Source organism: Arthrobacter sp. SRS-W-1-2016 (assembly GCF_002009585.1).
Classification (GTDB): Bacteria; Actinomycetota; Actinomycetes; order Actinomycetales; family Micrococcaceae; genus Arthrobacter; species Arthrobacter bambusae_A.
In genome coordinates this window covers 36,240-59,920 of the sequence record NZ_MTPV01000049.1, presented here as the reverse complement: position 1 = coordinate 59,920, position 23,681 = coordinate 36,240, and the positions used below count along the sequence as shown (strand labels likewise).

Below are 23,681 nucleotides of genomic sequence, written 5' to 3'. Positions count from 1 at the left end.
TTCTGCTGGACCACATGATCGTGCAGAATCCGACGCCGTCAGTCCTGGAAGTACTCGATCTTCGCGCCGATGGTGTTGAGCCGCTCGGCTAGGTCCTCGTAGCCGCGCTCAATCACGTAGATGTTGCGCAACTCGGACGTGCCGCGGGCCGCCAGCATGGCCAACAGCAGGCAAGCTGCGGGCCGGAGGGCCGGAGGGCATCCGACTTCGGCACCACGCCACTTCGTGGGGCCATTGACATAGATGCGGTGCGGATCGAGGAGTTGGACCTGGGCGCCGAGTTTGTTGAGCTCGGTCAAGTAGATCGCCCGGTTCTCGTAGACCCAGTCATGGATCATGGTCTGGCCCTCGGCATTGCCGGCGATGACCGCGAAGAACGGCAAGTTGTCGATGTTGAGCCCGGGGAACGGCATGGGGTGGATCTTGTCCTCCGGCGCACGCAATCGCGATGGCTTGGTGGTGACATCAACCAAGCGCGTCCGCCCGTTGCGCGCGAAATACTCCCCCGAGATGTCGAGTTGCTGGCCCATCTGCTCAAGCGTGGCCAGTTCGATCTCCATGAACTCGATGGGGACCCGGCAGATGGTGACTTCCGAGTTGGTCACGATGCCCGCGGTGATCAGGCTCATGGCTTCAATGGGGTCTTCCGACGGGAAGTACTCGATGTCGACGTCGATCGCCGGACGGCCCGTGATCTTGAGGGTGGTTGTCCCGATGCCGTCGATCACCACGCCGAGCCTCTGCAGGTAGAAACAGAGGTCCTGCACCATGTAATTGGGGCTGGCGTTGCGGATCACGGTGGTACCGCTGCGGTGCGCGGCGGCCATGATGGCGTTCTCGGTCACGGTGTCTCCGCGCTCCGTAAGCACGAAGGTGCGGTTGTCGCCGTCGGCCGGCGGGGCCTGCACGGAATAGAAGCCGGACTTGGCCTCCACCGAGAGCCCGAACTGCCGCAGCGCCTGCATGTGCGGTTCCACGGTCCGGGTCCCGAGATCGCAACCGCCGGCGTAGGGCAGTTGGTATGAGGCAGCCTCATCGAGGAGCGGGCCGAGCAGCATGATGACGCTGCGGGTTCGGCGTGCGGCTTCCACGTCCATGGAGGCGAGGTCCAGGGTTTCGGGGCGGCGGATGCGCAGATCGTTGCCGTTCAGCCAGGTGCATTCGACGCCGATGGAGGTCAAGACCTCGACGATCCGGTTGACTTCTTCGATCCGGGCAAGCCGGCGCAAGGTGGTGGTGCCGCGGTTGATGAGGCTCGCGCAAAGCAGTGCGACGCCGGCATTCTTGCTGCTGTTGACGTCCACCGAGCCCGAGAGCGTGCGTCCGCCTTCCACGCGCAGGTGGGTCATCTGCCGTTTTCCGACCTTGACGATGGTTCGCCCGAAGATCGACTCAAGGCGCTCAATCATGCGGAGGCTGAGATTCTGCTTGCCCTGTTCCATCCGGGCAATGGCGCTTTGGCTGGTGCCCAGTTCCGAGGCGAGCTGTCCCTGCGTCCAACCCTTTTCGCCGCGGGCTTCACGAAGAAGGAGACCTACATGTTCGGCAGTCGGTTGAGTCATGATCAATAAATATCACGGACGGCGTATTCATGGGAGATTTTGTGACGCAACACGCCGATTCCGCCGATCAATAGTCGCCTCGTGCGATATTCACGCTCTGAAGTTGGTCACTCGCCAACTACAACGAACCTGGGGGTCAACAAAATTCCCCGCCGGATTCCAAGGCACCGGAAGCGCCGGGGGTTGACAGGTTCGCGCCCGCCTCGTGCTGGTCGCTTGCACCCGCGGAACATCCGGCGTCGGCGGCTTTCTTGGCTGGGGGAAGACCCATTTCGGGGGCCCTGCAGACGGGACCGCCCCCACGGGGCAGCATCCGGGCGGCGTTACCGTGCGGCCGGATTGGATCTGGCGCACCCAACTGACTAACAGTTGTTGTCGTTATGAGGCGCCAAAACGACAACAAATGCGAGCTAGTTGGGTTGCTTCAGCCAGACGAAGTGCCACGTCCCTGCCCATTGGGCCGCGAGCACGGCTGCGGCTGCGATGACCACCCCGCCGGCCAGAACCCAGACGTCCAGGCGGCTGTAGCTTGATTCGCGGGCCCAGGTCCGCTGTCCGCCGCCGAAGCCCCGCGCCTCCATGGTCACGGCCAAGCGGGACGCCCGACGGATCGCCTGGACCAGCAGCCCGAAGCTTTGGCCGAGCATGGCCTTGACCCGTTGCGGCGGGCTCCCGTGCGAGCCGACACCCCGCGCGCGCCGGGCCATGCCGATGGTCTGCCACTCCTCCGCCATGAGCCCCACGAGCCGCAGCGCGGCCAAGGTTCCCAGGACAAATCGATGCGGCAGTTTCGCCTTCTGCGCCAGCGCATCGGCAAGATCGGTGGGGTCGGTGCAACTCATCAGGAGGATGGCCGGAAGCGCTATGGCAAGGCCGCGCAGCATGAAGCCGACTCCCAGCTGGAGCGAGCCTTCGCTGATTGACCAGATCCCGACGTCGAGCAGTGTCCTGCCGCTGCCAGCCGAGAGGATCGCTGTGCTCCAGCCGCCCAGCACCGCCGCGATGATCAACGGCCAGCCACGCTGCCAGAGCAAACGCACGGTAAGGCCCGCGAGCGGGAACAACGCCAGTTCGCCCAAGAGCGCCGTCGAAGCCGACACCAGGTCGATGGACAACGCCAGCACCAGGGTGATCAGGAAGACCGACACGAACTTGGCCAACGGATTGGCGCGTGTCAGGAGGGCATTGTTGCCGCGCAGGGTCAAGGCTTCCCTCATGCCGCACCTGCTTCCTGCCGGGCCCCGCCCTGGAGCACAGGCTCGAGCCGCATCTCGGTGCCACCCAGGACGGAGCTGAATTCCCGATCGTGAGTCACCGACACAACGGAGGTTCCTGCATCGAGCAGTTCGGACAGGAACGAGGCAAGCTCAGCCCACGTGTTCGCGTCCTGGCCAAAGGTGGGCTCGTCCAGCACCAGGACCCGGGGGTGCGCGGCGAGCACCGTGGCCACTGACAGCCGGCGCTTTTCGCCCCCGGAGAGCGTGTACGGATTGGCGTCCACCAGATGCCGAAGGCGCAGACGCTCCAGCAATTCGTCCACCCGCTCCTCGCCGTGGCCAAGGTGCTTGGGGCCGAACATGAGCTCGTCGAGCACGCGGCCGGTGACAAACTGGTGCTCCGGCTCCTGGAAGACCGTCCCGATGCGCGAGATCAACTGCTGGGCCTTCCACTTGAACGGGTCCGTGCCGGCGCCGTCGCTGAGCCCGACGGCGGCAGTCACCGCGCCGGACACCGGCGCCAGCAGCCCCGCGAGGGTCAAAGCGAAGGTGGATTTTCCCGCGCCGTTGGGGCCCGTGATGGTCAGTGCCTGCCCGGCGAGCACCTCGGCGTCGAGACCGGACTGCACGGGAAGCGGCGGGATCGTCGTGAAACCCCGGCGCCGCGACCGTTCACGGGACACTGCGAGCTCCCGGGAGGCGAGGAGCAACTCCCCACCCGACGCCCCGGAGCTCCCCGCCTCGAAGCCGGCCGCTGTACCCGAACGTGGCCTGGTGGCCGGGACGTACCCGGGCACCCAGACGCCCGCAGCAATGAGCATGTCCCTCGCCTGAACCAACACCGTCTCGGGATCGCCGTCCAGGAGAACCGCCGGCGTCGAGCCCCCCGCAGAGGAGGAACTGCCCGGCTGGAGCACCACGATCCGGTCCACGAGGTCTTTCCAGACGGAGACCCTGTGCTCCACCACCACCAACGTGGCGCCGGTCTTGTCGAGGCAGCGGCCCACGGCGTCACGGACCTCCAGCACGCCGGCGGGGTCCAGGTTGGCGGTCGGCTCGTCCAGCAGGATCAAGCCCGGCCGCATCGCCAAGATGCCGGCCAGCGCAAGGCGCTGTTTCTGCCCGCCGGAGAGGGCCGACGTCGGGTGGTCGAGCGCAAAGTTGCCGCTCGCACTATTCCGCAGCCCGACGTCGTCGAGCGCTTCACCGACGCGCTTCCAGATCTCTTCCCGGGGCACGCAAAGGTTCTCGGCACCGAACGCGACGTCGTCGCCCAACCGGGAAAGCACCACCTGGGTTTCCGGGTCCTGCTGCATGAGTCCGGCACGGCCCCGCTGGGCCCTCGGCGACACACCGTCCACCAGCAACGAGCCGGTCTCGTCGGCGTCGTCCCCTTCCTCGCCCAGCACACCGGCCAGTGCATGCAGGAGCGTCGACTTGCCCGCGCCCGAGGGGCCGAGCAGGAGCACGCGCTCGCCCGGGCGGATGTCCAGGTCGAGGGCATGGATGGCCTGCGTGGTGCGGCCGGCGTGCCGCCAGCCCCAACCTTGCGCGGAGATGGCGGCGGGTCGCACCGCTGCAGAGGTGCCGGAATCAGGACTGGGCATCAGGAAAAGACGGGCTCCGAAGCGGCCTTGCGGGACGCGAACGCACTCAGGACACCCGTCTTGGCCAGGCCGCGTGTCGCGACCCAGGACAAAGCTCCGGCAATAACGGCACCGGAAATCGTGCAGAACACGATGTACGCGAGCTTGTCGACCGGTTCGAAGGCGATGTTCCAGCCCCACGGCAGGAAGGAATCGTTGAGGCCGCAGAACAGGCCCGCGCCGGCACCGGCCAGCAGTGACACCGGCAGGTTGAACTTCTTGTACATGAAGGCCAGGAAGATGAGTTCCGCGCCAAGGCCCTGGAGCAGGCCCGAGATCAGTACCGTGGTGCCGTACTGCGAACCCATGATGAGCTCACTGGTGGCAGCCACCGTCTCGCAGAAAATTGCAGCACCGGGCTTGCGCACGATGAGCATGCCCAAGACTGCCGGAATCATCCACCCGCCGGCGATCAGGCCGCTCAGGGGCGGGTAGCCGGCGGACATAGGCGTGGCAACCAGAGCCATCTGGTCCCATGCCCAGAAGATCACGCCACCGGCGATGGAGATCAGCGCCGCCACGACAATGTCCACGACGCGCCAATTGTAGGCAGGCTTGGTGAGGCCCGGCCTTGCAGAAATACCAGTCATTTTGTCCTCCTGAGGAACAGGAGGGGAAAGTGTTTCCGGTTTCCTGCGGGCGGCTTCCGCCGTGCCGGTTCCGGACACTATGAGAACTCGACTCCCTTGCGCCGGTACTAGCCGGATCAGGTTCGAGGGTCTGCGGCTGTCCGCACTCTCAGCGCCCGTCCTCCGTACCGCATTGCTGCGAGCCCGACGGCGGCGCTCCCCTGTCGTTATCAATCCGCCCTTTTGGGCGTGGTTCAGTTTACACCTTGACTCGGTTGCGGGCGCTGTGCCGGAACGCGAATCGACGGATTCTGCTGGATCACTCGCGGGTTGGGCGCAGTCCGGCCCGGAATGACGCGGGCGGCCGCGGAAACTGGGAGAATGATCCAGCAGAATGTGACGCAGAAGCGCAGGCAAAGGAGCGGTCTTGGCAGGGATTGACGAAGCGAACAGCACGGCCGAACCGAGACTCGCCGCGAGCGTGATCCTGGTCCGCGACGCCGCGGTTCCGGAGGGCTCTCAAGATGCGGCGTGCGCTTTGGAAGTGTTCGTCCAGCACCGGGTGACCACGATGGACTTTGCCGCGGGAATGGTCGTTTTCCCCGGCGGGCGGGTGGACCATGCGGACAGCTCCGGCTGGGACTTCGCGGACGACGTCGTGGAGCGGCACGCCGCCGCGTGGCACCGGAGCAGCATCGCCGTCGAGCCCTCTTCCGCCCGCTTCAACGCCGGCCGCGTACTGGCGGCCGCACAGCGCGAGGTTTTCGAAGAGGCCGGGGTGAAGCTCGACGCCGCCACCCTCCGTCCGTGGGCCAACTGGGTCACCCCGGCAGACCAGCCCAAGCGCTTCGACACCTACTTCTACCTGGCCTGCCCGGTTTCCGGTGCCGAGCCAAGGCACCAGACCACGGAAGCGTCATCCTCCCTGTGGATGCCGGTCCGCGCAATCCTTGATGCCGAAGCCGCCGGAACGCTCAAGCTCATGCCGCCCACCTTGGCTCTGCTGGATGAGCTCCTCGCCCTCGGCACGATGGAAGCGGTGCTGGGGGAGAGCCGGGACATCGTTCCCGTGCGTCCAAAGCCGGGGGCCCTGCAGGAGTTCTTCCGGCTGAGGCACCAGCCGCCATCCGGTGCTCCGGAACTGCCCTGAAGTGGGGTTAGGCTGGGGACGGTCCTGTTTCCTCCCGCAAGGAGTCCCGGAATGAACTTCTTCTTCAAACTGCTCGGTACCGGCGTAAGCATCGGCGCAGGCTTCGCCGGCACCAAGCTCGTCAACGCCCTGTGGGAAAAAACCACAGGCAACAAGCCACCCAAGGGCAACGACGACATGGAAGCGAGCCTGCGTTCCGCCCTGACCTTCGCCCTGATTTCCGCCGCTGTCAGCGCCGTCATCCAGGTTGTAGCGGGGCGGGGTACGAAGCGCGCCATCTCGCACTTCGAAAAGACACAGGACGTCGTCTAAGCGGACGGCCCGTCGTTAGCGCCCGCGCTCCCGCTATCCCGGGCGTCGCGGGCGTTGCCGCTTTCCCGGGCGCTCCCTCCGTCGCGCGTGCTCCCGGTGTGGCGCATTTCCGAAGCCGCTTCCTGGGCTTTCTCCGCTGCCCGTTGACCGGCTGCCCGCACCACCACAGCCTCGAGTTCGTCGATGCTCAGCAGCTCGGGGTGGAGGTGTTTGGTCCGGTAGCCTGCGCGGCCCACCATGTGTGCGGACACGGGCACGGTCAGCAGTTGGAAGATCCAGGCGACGGCCAGGATCGGCCACACCCACCATTCGCGCATCTGCAGCCCGATGGCCGCCAAGACAAGGAACAACCCGAGCACTTGGGGCTTGGTGGCTGCGTGCATGCGGCTCATCAGGTCCGGGAAGCGCAACAGGCCGACTGCCGCTCCCAATGACATCAGCGCACCGACAATCAGCAGCACTGCGGTGACCACATCGATGACGGCGTCCGCTCCGGTGGCGTTAGGAGTCATTGACTTGCCCTCTCCTGTCGGCCACGAAGCGGGCCACCGTCACCGATCCGACGAAGCCGATCAGCGTCAGGGCGACGAGGAGCACCAGGTTGTTGAGGTGCCTGTTGACGGCCATGTCGATGGCCAGCGCTGCGCCCAATATGGCGAGCAGCACGTCCGAGGCGAGCACCCGGTCCAGCAGCGAAGGCCCGACGGCGATCCTGTAGATTGCGCCCGCCGCCGCGAGGCTAAGAATCACCGCCGTGACGATCAGCACGATGTCCTTCATGAGGCAGCTCCCCTCGTTGCAGGCCGGCCTTCGGCCTGGAGTGCGTCCATTTCGGCCCGGGTACCCATGATCCGGATCAGCGAGGCTTCCGTGTCCTGGACTTCCTTGCGCAGCCTGGCGGTGTCCACAACGTTGCGGACATTGAGCCCATGGATATAGAGCGTGGACGTCGAGCGATCCACCTCCACCACCAAGGAACCCGGAATCAGCGAAATCACATGCCCTGTGGCCGTCACCATAAGGTCGGAACGGCTGCGCAGGGGAACGGCAACCACTGCGTTGGTTACCGAAGGACCCCGGAAGACCGCCAGGTACATGACCTGGAAGCTCGCGGCCACCACTTTGCCGAGGAACACCACGACGAAAGGAATGGCCCGCAGCACGTTGAAACGCCCGCTGAGCTCCACGGGAGGCAAGTAGAAGACCCTGGCTACCACCACGGCGATCAGCGCACCGAACACAAGATTGCCGGGGCTGAAGTCCCGCCAGAGCGCACCCCAGACGACCACCAGCCAGACCAGCAGGGGCAACTCGGTGCGGAACGAGATCCGCTTGCGGCTCACTTTCCACCTCCCTGCGGTGGGATCGACGCATCCGGCCCAGCGATGTCCGGAACTTTCGCATTCCCGCCGAGCACGGAATGGATGTACGCCGTACGGTCCAGCATCTGTGTCGCAGAGTTTCCGGCCAATTGGAAGAGCGGACCCGCAAAGACGGTCAGGGCCACGCCAAAGACCACCAGCGCGGCGGTCGGCCCCACCATGGTCCGTGGAAGCAGCCCGACGGCCGCAGAGTCTTTCAGGACGGGGGCCGGGTACTCAGCGTCCTCGGGTTTCCGCCAGAATGCGCGGTTCCAGACGCGGGCGATCGCCAACAAGGTCAAGAGGCTCGTGACCACTCCGCCCACCACCAAGGTCATGGACAAGGGTGTCCCCAGGGCGATCCCAGCCTGCAGGAGTCCAAGCTTCCCCAGGAACCCGGAGAAGGGTGGAATTCCCGCGAGGTTCATCGCTGGAATGAAGAACAGCAGCGCCAGGAGCGGAGAGAGCTTGGCAAGCCCACCCAGCCTGTCCATGGATGAGCTGCCGCCCCGGCGTTCGATCAAACCCGTGACCAGGAACAGGCTCGTTTGGACCGTGATGTGGTGGGCCACGTAGAAGACGGCTGCCGCAAGCCCGGCAACGGAAGACATGGCAAGCCCAAACACCATGTAGCCGATGTGGCTGACCAGGGTGAAGGAGAGTAATCGTTTGATGTCGCTCTGGGCTATGGCGCCGAGGATGCCCACCAGCATGGTCAGGAGCGCTACCACCATCAACGGGGTATTCAAGGTGTCACCAGGGAAGAGCAGGGTTTCCGTCCGGACCATGGCATACACGCCCACCTTGGTGAGCAGGCCAGCGAACACGGCGGTGACCGGTGCCGGCGCGGTCGGATACGAGTCAGGCAACCAGAAGGACAGCGGGAAAACGGCGGCCTTGATCCCGAAGGCCACGAGCAGCATGACGTGGAGCAGGTTCCTGGTGCCCGGATCCAGTCCGGCCAGCTTGATGGCCAGATCCGCCATCGTGATGGTTCCAGTGGCTCCGTAGATCATCGCAATGGCGATCAGGAACAACACCGAGGACACGACGGAAACCACCACGTACGTGACCCCTGCGCGGATGCGCGGACCGGTGCCCCCCAACGTCATGAGCACGTAGCTCGCCGTCAACAGGATCTCGAAGCCCACGTACAGGTTGAAGAGGTCACCCGTGAGGAAGGCGTTGGAGACACCGGCCACCAGGATCAGGTAGGTCGGGTGGAAGATCGACACCGGTGCCTCGCGGTCGCCGTCGGCCATGCCCTGGCCGGTGGCGTAAATCAGCACCGCGAGGCTGATGACGGACGAGACCACCAACATGAGCGAAGAGAACTGGTCCACCACCATCACCACGCCAAAGGGCGGTTGCCAGCCACCCAGGGTGACGGATGCGGTGCCCGTGGTCCATACCGAGGCAAGGACCAAGCATTCCAGGAGCAAGGTAAGGGACAACAAACCGATGCTGACCACCCGTTGGGCCAGCGGGTTCCTGTTCAGGGCGAACGTGAGTGCGGCACCGAGGATGGGAAGTACGACGGCGAGCGGCGCCAGGCTGGCGATGTTCACAGGGGGCCTCCTTCCTTGGCTGCTTCGGTGACTGCCGTGACCGGGAACTCGGATGTTTCCTCGGGAACCACCGAGTCGTCCTCGGCGTCAAAGCTGGGTGTCTTCGCGACGCGCCGGTCTTCGGCGTCGTCCTGGATGTCGTCTTGCCGTGCCAACGCCCATGTCCGGTAGATGATGCCGAGCATGAATGCCGTCACCGCGAAGGAAATCACGATCGACGTGAGAATCAAGGCTTGCGGCAGGGGATCGTTGTAGTCGCGCGGATCCGTCGATTTGCTGAACAGCGGGGCAAGTCCGGCATAGCCACCCGTCGCGAGGATGAGCAGGTTGGTGGCGTTGGCCAGGAGCATGAGCCCCAGGAGAACACGGGTCAGGCTGCGTTCCAGGATCAGATAGATCCCACAGGCGTAGAGCACTCCCATGACGATCAACAAGGTCAAATTGACGCTCATGGGATTCCCTTTCCGTGCGCGGTGGCTGCGGACTCGCCAGTGGTTGCCGGCGACGCGACGGGGGCGGCGGATCCGATGCCCCCTTGATCCCCTGCGTCTGCGTCTGCGCTGGAGGTCTCTTCGAAGTGTTCGTCGATCTCGGCTCCCAAACTGCGCAGCACGTCCAGGGCCAGGCCGATAACCACCAAGTACACGCCGATGTCGAAGATCGTGGAGGTCACGAACTTGATGTCGCCGAACAGCGGTAGCCAGAACTCGATGATGGCGCTTTGGAACACCTGGCCGCCCAGAAGCAGCGGGACGAATCCCGCGGTGGCCGCCGTCGCGAGGCCGGTTCCCAAGAGCATGCCTGCGCTGATCGGCGCGGCTTCCCGCAGCTCGAACCGTCCGCCGGCCAGGTATCGGATCGTCAGGGCGAGTCCGGCAGTGAGTCCGCCGGCGAAGCCGCCTCCGGGAAGATTGTGTCCCGCCAACAGGAGATACACGGAGAAAACGATCATCGAGTGGAAAATCAGCCGCGTGACCACTTCGAAGATGATGGAACGCCGTTCGGGTGCAAGGGTTCGGCCGGCCACGAGCCAAGGGTCCGTCAGGGAGCCCGCGAACTTGCGCACGAGCGCCAGCGAGGCGTCGTCGCGCGAACTGCCTCCGGCCGCGGCGCGCCTTCCCACGGTTCCCTCGGGGATCGTGGCGGCTTTGTCGAGGCGCTCTCCCCTGCTGCGGACAAAGATCAGGCTCGCGACGCCGGTAGCGGCGACTGCCAGCACCGAGATCTCACCGAAGGTGTCCCATGCCCGGATGTCCACCAGCGTCACGTTGACCACGTTGAGTCCGCCGCCGCCTTCGTAGGCCAACCGCGGGAAGGAGAGGGACACAGGCTCGGCAATGCGGGCACCCATGGCGTAGATCGCCACGAAGATCATGGTGACCGCGAAGGCCACGCCGATGATGACGCGTACTACCCGGTATTTGCCGCCAGTGCGGTCCCGGAGTTCCGGAGGGAGGCTGCGCATCGCCAGCACGAAGGCCACCAGGATGATGGTCTCCACCAGCATCTGCGTCAGGGCGAGGTCCGGGGCTCCCTGCAATGCGAACATCAGGGCTATGCCGTAACCGGTGACGGACACCATCAGCACAGCGAGGAAGCGCTTGTTGGCACGAACCGCGGCCAGCGCGCCAACGACGATTCCTGCCGCGGCAATGAGCTGGAGCGGAGAATTCGGGTCGATCAAGAACACACCGCCCGGGAGCGGCTTGTTGGCCACGATGAGCGCCGTGAGCGGGACGGCGAAAGCCACGGTGAGGATGACCGCCAAGTAGAAGTAGAGGGAACCGCGCTGCGTGCGGCCGGTGACCCATACTGCGACGTCGTCCAAGGCCCCGATGGTGCGCTGGTAGGCCCGATCGCCGTCCACCCAGTCCGGGACTCGGCCTTGCGCCCGGGACACGAGGTTGCGGGCATGGAACATGACGACGCCGGCCGCGAACGTCAGGGCGGTCAGTCCCAAGGCGGGAGTCAGTCCGTGCCACAGCGCGAGGTGGCTGGCGCTGGGAGCGCCGGTTCCGGCGTCGGGCGCTGCAAAAAGCGCGGCGTACGGCTGGATCCACCCGTCAACGGGATCCGGCCACAGGCCGTACACGATGGTGAGGAAACTCAGGATGGCGGGCGCCGCGAGGAACGATGGCTGGACGGCCTTGAAGGGCGTCCGGTCGACGCCCTGCTTGGTGGCGAATGCACCCCACATGAAGCGGGCGCTGTAGGCGAACGTGAGGATGGACCCCAGCACCAAGCCGACGAGCAGGACAAGCCCCCACGGTTCCGGCGCAGCGCCCGCGCCGGAGTGACCCGTGCCGTAATGGACGAACGTTTCCAACACGGATTCCTTGGCCACGAAACCTGCCAGCGGAGGTATGCCGGCCATGGATGCGGCGGCGATCCCCGCCACGATGGCGAGCGCCCTGGAGGACTTGTAGACGCCCGAGAGTTTGCGGATATCGCGCGTGCCGGATTGGTGGTCGATGATGCCCACCACCAGGAACAAGGAAGCCTTGAAGAGCCCGTGCGCCAGCAGAAGCGCGAGACCGGCGAGTGCGGCGTCGGGCCGGCCGAGGCCCACCACCATCATGAGGAACCCGAGCTGGCTGACTGTGCCGTACGCAAGGATGAGCTTGATGTCGGTCTGCCGGAGCGCCCGGTAGCCGCCCACCAGCATCGTCGCCAGGCCGAGCCCAAGCACCAGCGGCAACCAATAGGGGCTTTCGCTGAACCCCGGCGCCAGGCGGGCCACGATGTAGATGCCGGCCTTGACCATGGCCGCCGCGTGCAGGTAGGCGCTCACAGGGGTGGGAGCGGCCATGGCCCCCGGGAGCCAGAAGTGGAAAGGGACCAGCGCCGATTTGGTAATCGCACCTACCAGGATGAGTACGACGGCGGCTGCGACCGCACTTTGCGCGGGTCCCGTGATGAGGGTGGCCGCCTGTGTCATGATCGCCGAAATCCGGTATGTTCCGGCTGCCTGGCCCAGGATGATGAGGCCGACGAGCATGGCCAGGCCACCCGCGGTGGTGACCATGAGGGCCTGCAAGGCCGAACGGCGGGCGGCGAGGCGCGTTCGCGCGTAGCCGATCAGGAGGTAGGACAGGACCGTGGTGAGTTCCCAGAAGATGAACATCATCAGGAGGTCGTCCGCCGTCACCAGGCCGAACATCGCCCCCGCGAAGGCGAGAAGCTGGGCTCCGAACCCGCCGAGGTTGGCGTCCTTGTTCTTGAAGTACCGAGCGCAATAGACCAGGACCAGCGAGCCGACTCCCAGGACCAGCAAGGACATCACCCATGCCAGGACGTCCATGCGGAAGGCGAAGTCAAGCTTGAGGTTCGGAATCCACGGGAGGTTTTCTTCGATGAAGCCGCCGGTGGGATTCCCGCCTTTTCCTGGATAGACCCGGTCGTACTGCAGGAGCAGCCAGACAAACGCGGCCGCCGGAACCGCCGCGAGGACATAGAAGGCATTCCGCTGGAGTTTCCGGAAGATCCAGGGCGCCACAGTTGCCGCTGCAAAGGTCACGGCAAGAACTGTGATCACTGGAATCTCCGCAAAGTCAGGAATGAATTGTCAAAAGTTGGAGCAGGCGGTCAAACGTTGGGTTCGGTGCAGGTAGTTTATCAACCATGAACATGGCAACTGCGCCTGAAGCCCCGCACCCGGCATCCGAGCTCGCTTCGGGGCCTGTCCTGTCCAACAAGGGCCAGATCCTTGCCTGGGCATCCTGGGACTGGGGTTCCGCTGCGTTCAACGCCGTCATGACTACCTTCGTGTTCACGGTCTACCTGACGTCCAAGGCCTTTGGCGGGGAAGACTCCGCGTCAGCCACCTTGGGTGCCGCGTTGGCGATTGCCGGCGTCGCAATTGCGCTCCTGGCACCCGTCACCGGTCAACGTTCCGACTCCGGTGGGCGCAGGAAACTGTGGCTCGGTGTCAACACAGCCATTGTGGCCGTGCTCACTGGCTCATGCTTCTTCGTCTTCCCCAAACCCGAGTTCCTGCTCCTGGGGGTCTCGCTGGTTGCGCTCGGCAATATCTTTTTCGAGTTCGCGGGCGTCAATTACAACGCCATGCTGGCCCAGATCTCCACTCCTGCCAACATCGGCAAAGTGAGTGGCTTCGGCTGGGGAATGGGGTACCTGGGCGGCATCGTCGCGCTGCTCGTGGTGCTGCAGCTTTTCGTCCAACCGTCTTTCGAGTGGTTCGGAGCATCCACCCAGGACAGCCTGAATATCAGGCTCGTGGCCGTCTTCTCCGCGCTCTGGTTCTTCATCTTCGCGCTGCCTGTGCTCTTCGCTGTGCCGGAGCTCTCCGTCAGGAAACCGGAATCGCGGCTCGGATTCCTGGCCTCCTACGGTTTGCTGGTCCGCCGGATCAGGGCCATCTACCGGACCAGCCCGCACACCATCTACTTCCTGCTCGCGAGCGCCATCTTCCGCGACGGCCTGGCTGCGGTCTTCACCTTCGGCGGGGTCATTGCTGCGGGAACCTTTGGATTCGAGCTCAAACAAGTCATTTTCTTCGCGATTTTCGGCAACGTGGTGGCAGCCGTTGGCGCCATGATCGGCGGATTCCTGGACGACAGGATCGGGCCCAAGTCCGTCATCGTCATTTCCCTCATGGGACTCCTGGCAGCCGGCACCGTGATCCTGGTGCTTGGCAACGGCGACTACGTGTTCTTCGGAGCCCCTTGGGCAGGCAGCACCACGTTCTGGGTGTTCGGGCTGTTCCTCTGCCTGTTCGTCGGACCAGCCCAGGCGTCCTCCCGAGCCTATCTCGCAAGGCTGGCGCCGGACGGCGAATCCGGCGAACTGTTCGGGCTCTACGCCACCACCGGCCGGGCGGTGAGCTTCCTGGCGCCGGCACTGTTCACCCTGTGCATCACCGTGGCGACGCCCCTGGTGGCCTCGGGCGGGGCCCAACGCTGGGGAATCCTCGGCATCATGGTGGTGCTCCTGGCCGGCTTGTTGGTGATCCTGCCCGTAAAATCACCCAGCAAGACGGAAATCGCCACGGTTCCGCTGAGCTGACAGACTGTGCTTGATTCCACACAATCTGCAAAAAACCCTTGATCTTTGATTGTTAGTAGAGTTTACTAACTCACATGGAAGCCCTTCGCGACCGCCAGCGCACAGATCGGACCAGTGCGGCGACCCTGCCTTCTGACGGGCGCGCCCACAACCTCTCCCTGGTGCGCCAGACCCTCCACTCGGCCGGGGCAATGAGCCGCGCGGATCTCTCCCGGACCCTGGGCCTGACCCGCGTCACGGTATCGGACCTCGTCTCGGACCTCCTGGAACGCGGCCATGTGGTGGAACTGGGGCACTCCGATGAAGTCCGCCCCGGCAAACCGGCCATTCTGGTAGACATCAACCGCCAGGGCCTCCAAGTCATCGGCATGGATCTCGCCGAAAATTCCGTGCTGCGCGCCGCTGTCCTCGATCTTGACGGCAACATCCTCGACCGTGCGGAACGCACCCTCTCGGAGGAAACCGGACAAGACGTAGTCAACCAGGTCCTCGCACTGGCGTCCGAGGCAAAAGCACGGGCCACTGCCACGTTGCTCGGGATCGGCGTCGGGACCCCCGGCATCGTCAACGCCGACGGCGTGGTCACCACGGCCCCCAACTTCGGATGGAAGGACGTCGCCCTGCGCGAGCTCCTCCAGGAGCGCACCGGCCTGCCGACCCTCGTTTCCAACGACGCCGACGCGGCAGTCCACGCGGACTACACCTTCGGCGGCGGCAGTGACGACATGGTGCTCGTGAAAATCGGGCGCGGTGTCGGTTCAGGCCTCATCGTGGGCGGTAGACGCACCAGGGGCGCCCACTCCGCGGCGGGCGAAATCGGCCACGTCACGGTCGGCACCGACGGTGGAACCATCTGCAAATGCGGTAAAACCGGTTGCCTCGAAACCTGGATGTCCGTCCCCAGCCTCGAACGGGCCCTCGCCGAAGCTGCGGCGAGCTCCGAACCGGAGGCCGCGGCCGACGTCGTACTCCGGGAAGCAGGCGAGCGGCTCGCCATCGCCCTCGCCCCCGTGGTTGGCGCCCTCGATTTGGGCGAGGTGGTCCTCAGCGGACCCCGGGAGCTTTTGGAAGGTCCCCTTCTCAACGCCGTCCAGCAGACCTTGCTTGAGCGGCTCCTGCACCAGGACCCCTCACCGGTGTCCGTCCGTCTCGCGGCAGACGCACAGGACATTGTCCTGCGCGGCGCCGCCGTGATGGTCCTCGGGAACCAGCTTGGTGTGGCCTGAGTGCCACCTGCGCCGTTTCCAGCCCTGACTAACCAGCCACGCATCCCTTCGAAGGAGCCGGACATGGACACGATTCAGTCCCCCGCCACTCAGTCCTTTGCCACCAGGCCCGCCCGCGACCACCTGCGCCGCCTCGCGGCAGGAACCCTCATGCCCGGATTCACCGGCATCGCGGTCCCCGTCTGGATTCTTGAAGCGTACGACGCCGGGCTCGCGGCTGTGTGCCTCTACGGCACCAACGTGGCGTCCCCCGTCCAGTTGCGCGAACTGTGCGCCGGGTTGCGGGCACATTCCCCGAACACGCTCATCGCCGTCGATGAAGAGGGCGGCGACGTCACGAGGCTGCACTACCTCACGGGATCCACGCAGCCCGGGAACGCCGTGCTCGGGCGCCTCGACGACGTCGAACTGACCGCCGCGAGCGCCAGCGCCATCGGCCACGAACTGGCAGGCCTGGGCATCAACGTGAACCTGGCCCCGGATGCCGATGTCAATTCCGCTCCGGACAATCCCGTGATCGGCGTGCGCAGCTTCGGGGCCGAACCGGACTTGGTGGCCCGGCATACTGCCGCCTGGATCCGTGGCCTCGAAGACGCGGGCGTGGCATCCTGCGCCAAGCACTTCCCGGGCCACGGCGATACCACCACGGACTCCCACCTGGCGCTCCCCCGGGTCACCGCCGACGCCGCCACCCTGGATGCCCGCGAACTGGTCCCCTTCCGGGCGCTCGTGGCGGCTCGCGGAGCCACGGTCATGACCAGCCACATCCTGGTCGAAGCCCTGGACCCGGACCACCCGGCGACCTTCTCCTCGCGCATCCTGCAGGACCTGCTGCGACGTGACATGGGGTTCGACGGCCTCATCATCACCGATGCTTTGGACATGGCCGGCGCGTCCGCCCAGACTGGCATTCCGGAAGCAGCCGTCCGTGCACTCATGGCCGGGGCGGACCTGTTGTGCCTTGGTTCCGAAACGGGACCGGCCCTCTTCGAACAAACACTCACCGCGATCGCCGATGCCGTGGAAGGGGGGCGCTTGCCCATGGAACGCCTCGCGGACGCCGTTGCCCGGACGGCAGCACTGTCCGCGCGCTTTCCTGCTGCCGGCGCTGCTGAAATCCAGGAGGCCGCCATCAGGGGCCAGCTGGGGCTGCGGGGCGAGCCGCAACGCTCCGGCGTTCCCGGCGATGCGAACGCGCTCGACGGCGAGCGCATCGCCGAGGCCTTCGAGGTCTCCGAAGCCGCTCAAAGGTGGCTTGCACGGGCGGAACCCGTGGCGATCGTGCAGGTTGAGACCGGGTCCAATTTCGCGGTCGGTCGCGTGCCGTGGGGCCCTGCCGCCACAACGTCGGAAGTGGTCCGAGAAGGCGAAGTTCCCGACGGCGCGCGGGTCGCCGTCGTCGGGCGCGGCCTGGATGCCGAGCACCCGCTGTGGACCGTCTTCGCCCGCTTGAGGGCGGAAGGGCACGCGGTGATCGCCGTCGAGTGCGGCTGGCCGCGCGGCGGGGCGGACATCGTCACCTATGGTGCGTCGCTCACGGTGTCCCAGGCCCTGACGGCGCTGCTTAACGGCAGTACCAAAGCCTGACTGCAGCCCGCCCAACCCATCGACAGAAAGCTGCCATGGAAGTCATAGTCGCGCCCACCCCGGAATCGGCCGCTTCGGCCGCTGCCCAGGCCGTCCTCGCAGGAGTCCCTGCGGGCAGAGGACCAGTACTGGGATTGGCCACCGGCTCGTCCCCGCTCGGGCTGTACGCGGAACTCGCGGCTGCGTCCGCTGCGGGCCGGGTGGATTTCGCGGCCGCGAAGGGATTCGCCTTGGACGAATATGTGGGCCTTCCGACTGGACATGTCCAGTCCTACCGCCAGGTCCTCGTCCGCGAGGTCTGCGAGGTGATCGGGCTTCCACTGGCCGGGCTGAATGTCCCTGACGGCACCGGCGCCACGCAGGCCGAGCTCGAAACCGGAGCTGCCGCCTACGACGCCGCGATCCGCGATGCCGGGGGCGTTGATGTGCAGATCCTCGGCATCGGCGCCAACGGCCACGTCGGCTTCAATGAGCCCGGGTCCTCCTTGTCTTCCCGGACCCGGTTGAAGCGGCTGACGGCCCGCACGAGGCAGGACAACGCCCGGTTCTTCGGTCATCACGGCGACGTCCCGACCCACTGCATCACCCAGGGACTGGGGACCGTGCTGGAGGCGAGCAGGCTGGTGCTCATCGCCACGGGTGCCGCGAAGGCCGCCGCGGTCGCTGCCGCAGTCGAGGGGCCGCTGACGGCGTCGTGCCCGGGTTCGATCCTGCAATGGCATGCCGACGCCGTGGTGGTCCTGGACGAGGCCGCTGCCGCCGGATTGGCGAACCGCGAATACTACGACGACGCCGCGCGCGGCCTGGCTTTTGCCCCGTAGAACGGCGCGGACCGCTTTGCGCGAAGGGCTCGAGCGGCGTCATTCCGCCGCCCCTTCAAGAGGGCTAGGGTGGACTTATGAACGTGGATGAGACAGAACTTCCAGGCCTCGGGGTCCGCAAGGATTTCATCACGGCCTCGGGACGCCGCATCGGTGTTGTCGAGATGCGGGAGGGTGAGACCGAGCTTTTCGTCTCCACATGGGACGATCCCGATACCTGCCAGGCATCCATCCCGTTGACCGCAGACGAAGCCGCCGCCCTGGGCAACCTTCTGGGCGGACAGCACATCGCCATGCGCCTGGCCGAAGCCCACAAGGAAATCCCCGGCATTGTCACGCGGCAGTTCTCCATCACCGCTGACTCCCCTTTCAACAACCAGCCCATGGGCAAAGCCCAGATCCGCACCCGCAGTGGTGTCTCGATCGTGGCGATCATGCGCGAAGGCGAAGTGGTTCCCTCACCGGCTCCCGACGTCGTCCTTCACACGGGTGATTTGCTGGTGGCTGTCGGTACGCAGGAAGGTCTTGACTCTGCGGCTGCCATTCTGCGCAACGGCTGACGTTCATGGACCCCCTGGCCCTGACCCTCATTGAGCTGGGCGCAGTCGTTTTCTGCCTCGGCCTCTTGGCGCGCTTGGCCGGCAGGATCGGCATGTCCCCCATTCCGCTCTATCTGGTGGGGGGACTCGCGTTCGGGGCAGGTGGACTGGTCAAGCTCGACGGCATGCAGGAGTTCGCCCATCTTTCCGGCGAAATCGGGGTCATCCTGCTCTTGCTCATGCTCGGCTTGGAATATACGGCGGCGGAGCTCGTCACCGGGCTGCGGCGCTCCTGGCAAGCCGGTGTACTGGACCTGGTGTTGAACTTCCTTCCGGGTGCGGGCATCGCGGTGTGGCTCGGCTGGGGGCTGGTGGGCGCGATCGTCATGGGCGGTGTCACCTACATTTCTTCCTCCGGGATCGCGGCGAAGGTGATCACTGACCTCGGCCGGATCGGTAACAGAGAGACGCCCGTGGTGCTTGCCATCCTGGTGTTCGAAGACCTGACCATGGCCATCTACCTTCCGATCCTGACGGCGATCCTCGCGGGCGTGGGCTTCCTGGGCGGGCTCCAGACGGTGGGCATAGCGTTGGCCGTCGTCACCCTCGTGCTGGTGGTGGCCCTCAAACACGGCCATCGGGTATCCCAAGCCGTGCACAGCGAAAACTCCGAGGTCTTCCTGCTCAATCTCCTCGGGGCCGCACTTCTGGTGGCCGGCATCGCGTCCGCACTCCAGGTCTCCGCGGCCGTGGGGGCGTTCATGCTGGGCATCGCCATTTCGGGGGCAACTGCCCACAACGCGACGCGCATCCTTGAACCGTTGCGGGATCTCTTCGCGGCTATCTTCTTCGTAGCCTTCGGCCTCAACACGGACCCATCCAAGATCCCGCCAGTACTGGGCTGGGCGCTGCTTCTCGCCCTCGCAACAGCCCTTACCAAGGTGCTGACCGGATTCTGGGCGGCAAAGCGTGCAGGGATCGCCGTTCCTGGGCGTTTCCGCGCCGGGGCCGCACTGATCGCCCGCGGCGAGTTCTCCATTGTCATTGCGGGCCTGGCCGTAACCTCGGGAGTCGTACCGCACGAGCTTGCCGCCCTCGCCACCGCGTATGTGCTGCTCATGGCCATCTTCGGGCCGCTCGCAGCCCGCTTCGTGGAGCCTATGGCCAAGGTCTTCCGCAAGCCTCCCCGCAAATCGAAGGCGTCGGAGCCTATTGCGTCCCTCGAGGCGTGAGATCCCGGCCTTCTCGAGGGTTCAAAGAGGCGAGATCGCACGCCTCGATCCGTAAGCGGCCCGTCACTACTCCTCCCCACTGTGGATAACCAGCTACGGGTGCCTACGCTGTGCCAAGAATTGGTGCATGCGCAGTCCTGGACCTCTTCCTGAAACCCTCAGGGGCCGCTCGTTCACGCTCTCCGAACAGCGCGCTGCCGGGGTTTCGGAGAGCCGGGCATGGAGCAAGGATCTTCGCGTGGCCAGCCGTGGAGTCCGCGTTCCTTGGGGCGCCGTCCAGGAGCTTTCCCGTCGTAACCCGCGTGCGAGACGCCCTTGCCCGCGCAGCTTGGGTCAGCGAGACGTGAGATCTCGGCCATTTCGCAGCATCAAAGGGGCGAGACCTCACCTCTCGATGCGCTAAACAGACGTCCGGTGGAAGTTCAGGTGGCTGCGGCTCGCGGTAGGGCCGCGCTGGCCTTGGTAACGGTTGCCGTAACCGCCGGAACCATAGGGATGCTCGGCGGCCGACGAGAGCCGGAAGAAGCACAACTGGCCGATCTTCATGCCGGGCCACAGCTTGATGGGCAGGGTAGCCACATTGGACAGTTCCAACGTCACATGGCCCGAGAAACCGGGATCGATGAAGCCGGCCGTGGAGTGCGTCAGCAGACCGAGGCGTCCCAGCGAAGACTTTCCTTCAAGCCGGGCGGCGACGTCGTCCGGCAGGCTCACGGTCTCGTAAGTCGAACCGAGCACGAACTCGCCCGGGTGCAGGATGAAAGGCTCGTCGCCCTCGACCTCCACCAGGCGGGTCAGCTCAGGCTGTTCCTCGGAGGGGTCGATGTGCGCGTATTTGTGGTTGTCGAACAGCCGGAAGAAGCGGTCAATCCTCACATCCACCGAGGACGGCTGAACCATTGCGGGGTCGTAGGGCTCCAGGACGATACGTCGGGAGTCGATTTCGGCACGTATGTCGCGGTCAGAGATCAGCACAGGATCAAAAGTACCGTATGCGCCGCGTACCCCGTGGTGCCGGAGTGGCGCATGGGACTATAGTGCACCACATAGACTACCGTTACCGCTGTTGCGTTTGGGGACGGTGGCACGACGCGAATCTGGGGACACATTGAGACGAATTGCGGTGCCCGTTGCCGTACTGGTGGCCTGCCTTGTCACGGTGATGGCCCCTGCCTCCGGACCGATCGCCCTTCCGGCGCAGCTCGCCGGAACGTCCGCCGCAGCCGCGCCTTCCGCCCCAAGCACCGCCGCCGGTACTGAGAGTACGACGACGGCGTCCGCACCGCCGTCGGGATCCGGCCTTCCGCAGGCCGCACCTTCGCCGGCGTCACCAACGGCCACCGTTCCCACCATCCCGACCCCGGTAGCCGCAGCCGCCCCGGCTCCAGCCGCCCCCGTGGGTGGGGGCAGCACGCAGGCCGTCGAAACGGCGACGACGTCCACGCAGGCAAACCCCGCCGTCGCCCCGGGCAACGGCACGTCGCCCCAGGCAGTGGACGGCCCGCCCCCGATCCCCTCCATTCCGCCGGCATCCGGCCCCGACCCGCTCCCCGGAAGCCCGGCCGGGAATGTCCCGGATCCGACCCAAACCCAGGCGAAGTCCTCCCCCGCGGCCGTCCCGCTGGTTTCGCCGCACGCGTTGGTCAACGACGACAATTCGGCACAGGTGCTGGCCGTCTTCAACGCCATCAATGCCTACCGGACGTCGCTTGGCTTGAACCCGGTGAAGTACAACCCCACGGTGTCCACGCTGTCGCAGGACTGGTCCAACAACATCGCCAGCCGCCAAGTGATCGAGCACCGCCCCAACTTCTGGACCGATCCCAGGGCCTTGAACCCCAACAACGGCGCGGGCGAGATCATCGCTGTCCGCTGGGACCGGAATGCAGCCCAGCTTGTCGAATGGTGGAAGAGCTCACCCGCCCACGATGCTCTGCTTCGCGACCCCCGCTTCAACGTGATCGGCGTCGGAATCACGTTCACGGACGGCAACTACCAGACCACGCCCAATAGCTACACGATGTGGGGCGTGGTCAATCTCTTCGGCTATACGACCCTCCCCGCCGGAACCGTCAACAGCCCCGGCGCGGGCACAGCTCCTCCCCAGCTTCCGCCACCGAGCGTCTGCGACCCCATCGCGAAGCACCAGCCGCCCACCCTGGACCTCAGTGCGGCAGCCATCCGCAGCACCGGTGACCTGGTCGCCGTCGACCCTTCCGGAAACCTGAGGGACTACCCGGCACTCGGCAACGGCACCTTCGGCCCTGCCCGGACGGTCGGCTCCGGTTTCGCCGGGGCGAAAGAAGTGATGACCACGGATTGGGACCGAGACGGCGTGATCGACGTCATCGTCCAAATGCTGGACGGCAGGCTCCTGCTGTACCCCGGGGTGGTCAGCGGAGGATTCAAGGCACCCGTGACGTTGGGCTCATCGGGCTGGCAGGGGATGACCATGGCGGTGGGCACCTGGTGCGGGAACAACAGGCTCCCGCAGATCCTCGCCACCGATTCCACCGGGGCGCTCTACCTGTACCGGAACCTGGGACTCACCGCGCTGGTCGGACGGACCCAGGTTGGCTCGGGCGTCAGTGCGATCCGGCTCAGCATGGTGGATTACGACGCCGACGGCTTCCAGGACCTGCTGGCCGTGGAAGCAAACGGGAACCTGCGCCTCTACCGGGGTTCGGGACTCACCACGCCCAAGGCAGAGGCCCGGCTGGTCGTGGGAACCGGATGGACGGACTACTCCGGATTGCGCTCGCTCAAGGGCGTCACCGGCCTCAACTCCACGGGAGTCGCAGGCCTGCTGAGCAACGGAACGATCGAATACTGGGACCTGACCGGTGGACGCCTCACGACGCCGAGCATCCCGATAAGCGGTTTGGGCGGACTGAAGCTGGCGCAGTAACTGGGCCCACGCCGCCAGGGTTCCCTGGGCGAGCGGAGCGAGGCGAGGGAGGCGCTGGGCCCACGCCGCCAGGGTTCCCTGGGCGAGCGGAGCGAGGCGAGGGAGGCGGTGGGGATTATGCCTCCGGGGTTTGCTCCTCGATGACCGACTTGAGCTGCTCCAGCTGGACCACTTCACCTTCCATGGTCTTCTGGATCATGGTGTTCATGAGTTTCTGCAGGCCCTTGGGGTGGTACTCCAGGGCGAACCGCAGGCGGGTATTGGGGCCCTCGGTGCTGAGGTAATAGCCGCCGGTGGGCCGCGCGGGGCCGGCGACGACGGCGAACCGCACTTCAGCGCCTGGCCTGGCCTCGGTGATCTGGAAGTCAGCCGCGATCGGCCGCCCTCCCGGGCCCGACAGGGTCTGCTGGTAGACGGCGCCTTTTTCGCCAGCGTGCCCCGAGCGAAGGGAAATGCTGCGGATTCCACTGCGCCACAGGGGGTTGTTCAGGCCGTCCACCAGAAATTGGTAAACGGTCATGGCGTCGCGACCAATGAGTACTTCATGCTCTGCAAATGCCACGGAATCCTCTTTCGGCGTACGGCTCATAGACATAGCCGGGTTCCCCATGACACAGCAGCTAACTGCTACAGAATAGTCAGGCGCGGCGCAGCGCAACACACCCGCGTCGAGCCGTAATCGAATCTTTACGAGCTCCGCAGGGAATTTGATGGGACCGTGATACCGGTGAGTCTGTGTCTGGATCACCGTGCCATCTGCGCTAAGCTGGGATCTGCTCCGGCTGATGCGCGGAGCAGTGCGGGCGTAGCTCAATGGTAGAGCGCTAGCTTCCCAAGCTCGATACGCGGGTTCGATTCCCGTCGCCCGCTCCATCTCTGCCCGGATACAAGGTGCCCAACTCCCTGGGTGTATCGTCAGGAGCTAGGAGCCATTTCGGCTCTGCTCTAAGGGAGCGAC

Annotated in this window: 20 protein-coding genes, 1 tRNA gene, 1 pseudogene and 1 riboswitch; of the genes and pseudogenes, 10 read left to right on the top strand and 12 right to left on the bottom strand. The window is 65.5% G+C overall.

The window, feature by feature from the left end; translation table 11 throughout:
- Positions 1 to 38 precede the first annotated feature (38 nt).
- From BMF89_RS12230 to BMF89_RS12215, 4 genes are all read right to left on the bottom strand, one after another.
- Positions 39 to 1,562 (bottom strand): UDP-N-acetylglucosamine 1-carboxyvinyltransferase, encoded by a 1,524-nt coding sequence (locus tag BMF89_RS12230; RefSeq protein ID WP_078107377.1) that lies wholly within the window; start codon positions 1,560 to 1,562, stop codon positions 39 to 41.
- A gap of 410 nt (positions 1,563 to 1,972) precedes the next feature.
- Entirely contained in the window at positions 1,973 to 2,779 is an 807-nt protein-coding gene (locus BMF89_RS12225; protein WP_078107376.1) for an energy-coupling factor transporter transmembrane component T, read from the bottom strand.
- On the bottom strand, positions 2,776 to 4,386 hold the full coding sequence (locus BMF89_RS12220) for an ABC transporter ATP-binding protein (RefSeq protein ID WP_078107375.1): 1,611 nt from the start codon (positions 4,384 to 4,386) through the stop codon (positions 2,776 to 2,778). Before BMF89_RS12220 ends, BMF89_RS12225 begins: the two co-directional genes overlap by 4 nt.
- On the bottom strand, positions 4,386 to 5,015 hold the full coding sequence (locus tag BMF89_RS12215; RefSeq protein ID WP_078107419.1) for an ECF transporter S component: 630 nt from the start codon (positions 5,013 to 5,015) through the stop codon (positions 4,386 to 4,388). The genes BMF89_RS12220 and BMF89_RS12215 overlap by 1 nt, the downstream gene beginning before the upstream one ends.
- Before the next feature lie 75 nt (positions 5,016 to 5,090).
- A riboswitch (TPP riboswitch) is annotated at positions 5,091 to 5,227 on the bottom strand.
- Between the two features lie 194 nt (positions 5,228 to 5,421).
- Here BMF89_RS12215 and BMF89_RS12210 point away from each other — a divergent pair.
- Positions 5,422 to 6,144 carry an NUDIX domain-containing protein gene (locus BMF89_RS12210; RefSeq protein ID WP_078107374.1) on the top strand — a complete coding sequence of 241 codons (723 nt, stop codon included), beginning with the start codon at positions 5,422 to 5,424 and terminating at the stop codon, positions 6,142 to 6,144.
- Between the two features lie 51 nt (positions 6,145 to 6,195).
- Positions 6,196 to 6,456: a DUF4235 domain-containing protein gene (locus BMF89_RS12205; protein WP_078107373.1), complete on the top strand. Its 261-nt coding sequence runs from the start codon at positions 6,196 to 6,198 to the stop codon at positions 6,454 to 6,456.
- Between the two features lie 149 nt (positions 6,457 to 6,605).
- Here BMF89_RS12205 and mnhG read toward each other — a convergent pair.
- From mnhG to BMF89_RS12175, 6 genes and pseudogenes are all read right to left on the bottom strand, one after another.
- A pseudogene (gene mnhG / locus BMF89_RS12200) lies at positions 6,606 to 6,968 on the bottom strand (monovalent cation/H(+) antiporter subunit G); the annotation flags it as partial.
- Positions 6,958 to 7,236, bottom strand: a complete 279-nt coding sequence (locus BMF89_RS12195) for a monovalent cation/H+ antiporter complex subunit F (protein WP_078107371.1) — start codon at positions 7,234 to 7,236, stop codon at positions 6,958 to 6,960. The pseudogene mnhG and the gene BMF89_RS12195, both read right to left, overlap by 11 nt.
- A complete protein-coding gene (locus tag BMF89_RS12190) occupies positions 7,233 to 7,799 on the bottom strand; it encodes a Na+/H+ antiporter subunit E (protein WP_078107370.1) in 567 nt (188 codons plus the stop codon). The genes BMF89_RS12195 and BMF89_RS12190 overlap by 4 nt, the downstream gene beginning before the upstream one ends.
- Positions 7,796 to 9,385: a Na+/H+ antiporter subunit D gene (locus tag BMF89_RS12185; RefSeq protein ID WP_078107369.1), complete on the bottom strand. Its 1,590-nt coding sequence runs from the start codon at positions 9,383 to 9,385 to the stop codon at positions 7,796 to 7,798. Before BMF89_RS12185 ends, BMF89_RS12190 begins: the two co-directional genes overlap by 4 nt.
- The gene (locus BMF89_RS12180; RefSeq protein WP_078107368.1) at positions 9,382 to 9,837 is read right to left on the bottom strand and encodes a Na(+)/H(+) antiporter subunit C; all 456 of its coding nucleotides are present in this window, start codon (positions 9,835 to 9,837) and stop codon (positions 9,382 to 9,384) included. Before BMF89_RS12180 ends, BMF89_RS12185 begins: the two co-directional genes overlap by 4 nt.
- Positions 9,834 to 12,920 (bottom strand): Na+/H+ antiporter subunit A, encoded by a 3,087-nt coding sequence (locus tag BMF89_RS12175; RefSeq protein WP_078107367.1) that lies wholly within the window; start codon positions 12,918 to 12,920, stop codon positions 9,834 to 9,836. Before BMF89_RS12175 ends, BMF89_RS12180 begins: the two co-directional genes overlap by 4 nt.
- A gap of 86 nt (positions 12,921 to 13,006) precedes the next feature.
- On the opposite strand from BMF89_RS12175, the gene BMF89_RS12170 reads away from it, so the two are divergent.
- From BMF89_RS12170 to BMF89_RS12145, 6 genes are all read left to right on the top strand, one after another.
- Positions 13,007 to 14,410: an MFS transporter gene (locus BMF89_RS12170; protein ID WP_078107366.1), complete on the top strand. Its 1,404-nt coding sequence runs from the start codon at positions 13,007 to 13,009 to the stop codon at positions 14,408 to 14,410.
- Between the two features lie 74 nt (positions 14,411 to 14,484).
- Positions 14,485 to 15,636, top strand: a complete 1,152-nt coding sequence (locus BMF89_RS12165) for an ROK family transcriptional regulator (protein WP_078107365.1) — start codon at positions 14,485 to 14,487, stop codon at positions 15,634 to 15,636.
- Positions 15,637 to 15,699: 63 nt separating this feature from the next.
- A complete protein-coding gene (locus BMF89_RS12160; protein WP_078107364.1) occupies positions 15,700 to 17,223 on the top strand; it encodes a glycoside hydrolase family 3 N-terminal domain-containing protein in 1,524 nt (507 codons plus the stop codon).
- Between the two features lie 35 nt (positions 17,224 to 17,258).
- Positions 17,259 to 18,044, top strand: a complete 786-nt coding sequence (locus BMF89_RS12155) for a glucosamine-6-phosphate deaminase (protein ID WP_078107363.1) — start codon at positions 17,259 to 17,261, stop codon at positions 18,042 to 18,044.
- A 77-nt stretch (positions 18,045 to 18,121) separates the two neighbouring features.
- Entirely contained in the window at positions 18,122 to 18,604 is a 483-nt protein-coding gene (locus BMF89_RS12150; RefSeq protein WP_059389838.1) for a cation:proton antiporter regulatory subunit, read from the top strand.
- A gap of 5 nt (positions 18,605 to 18,609) precedes the next feature.
- Positions 18,610 to 19,815 (top strand): cation:proton antiporter, encoded by a 1,206-nt coding sequence (locus BMF89_RS12145; protein WP_078107362.1) that lies wholly within the window; start codon positions 18,610 to 18,612, stop codon positions 19,813 to 19,815.
- Between the two features lie 399 nt (positions 19,816 to 20,214).
- Here the strand turns inward: BMF89_RS12145 and dcd are convergent, their stop codons facing one another.
- Positions 20,215 to 20,790, bottom strand: a complete 576-nt coding sequence (dcd, locus tag BMF89_RS12140; RefSeq protein ID WP_078107361.1) for a dCTP deaminase — start codon at positions 20,788 to 20,790, stop codon at positions 20,215 to 20,217.
- A 148-nt stretch (positions 20,791 to 20,938) separates the two neighbouring features.
- Between dcd and BMF89_RS12135 the strand changes: the two genes are divergently transcribed.
- Complete coding sequence (locus BMF89_RS12135; protein WP_253190802.1) at positions 20,939 to 22,723, top strand: CAP domain-containing protein; 1,785 nt, start codon at positions 20,939 to 20,941, stop codon at positions 22,721 to 22,723.
- Between the two features lie 115 nt (positions 22,724 to 22,838).
- Here BMF89_RS12135 and BMF89_RS12130 read toward each other — a convergent pair whose 3' ends face one another.
- On the bottom strand, positions 22,839 to 23,285 hold the full coding sequence (locus tag BMF89_RS12130; protein ID WP_078107360.1) for an SRPBCC family protein: 447 nt from the start codon (positions 23,283 to 23,285) through the stop codon (positions 22,839 to 22,841).
- A 237-nt stretch (positions 23,286 to 23,522) separates the two neighbouring features.
- On the opposite strand from BMF89_RS12130, the gene BMF89_RS12125 reads away from it, so the two are divergent.
- A tRNA-Gly gene (locus BMF89_RS12125) sits at positions 23,523 to 23,596 on the top strand.
- Positions 23,597 to 23,681 lie beyond the last annotated feature (85 nt).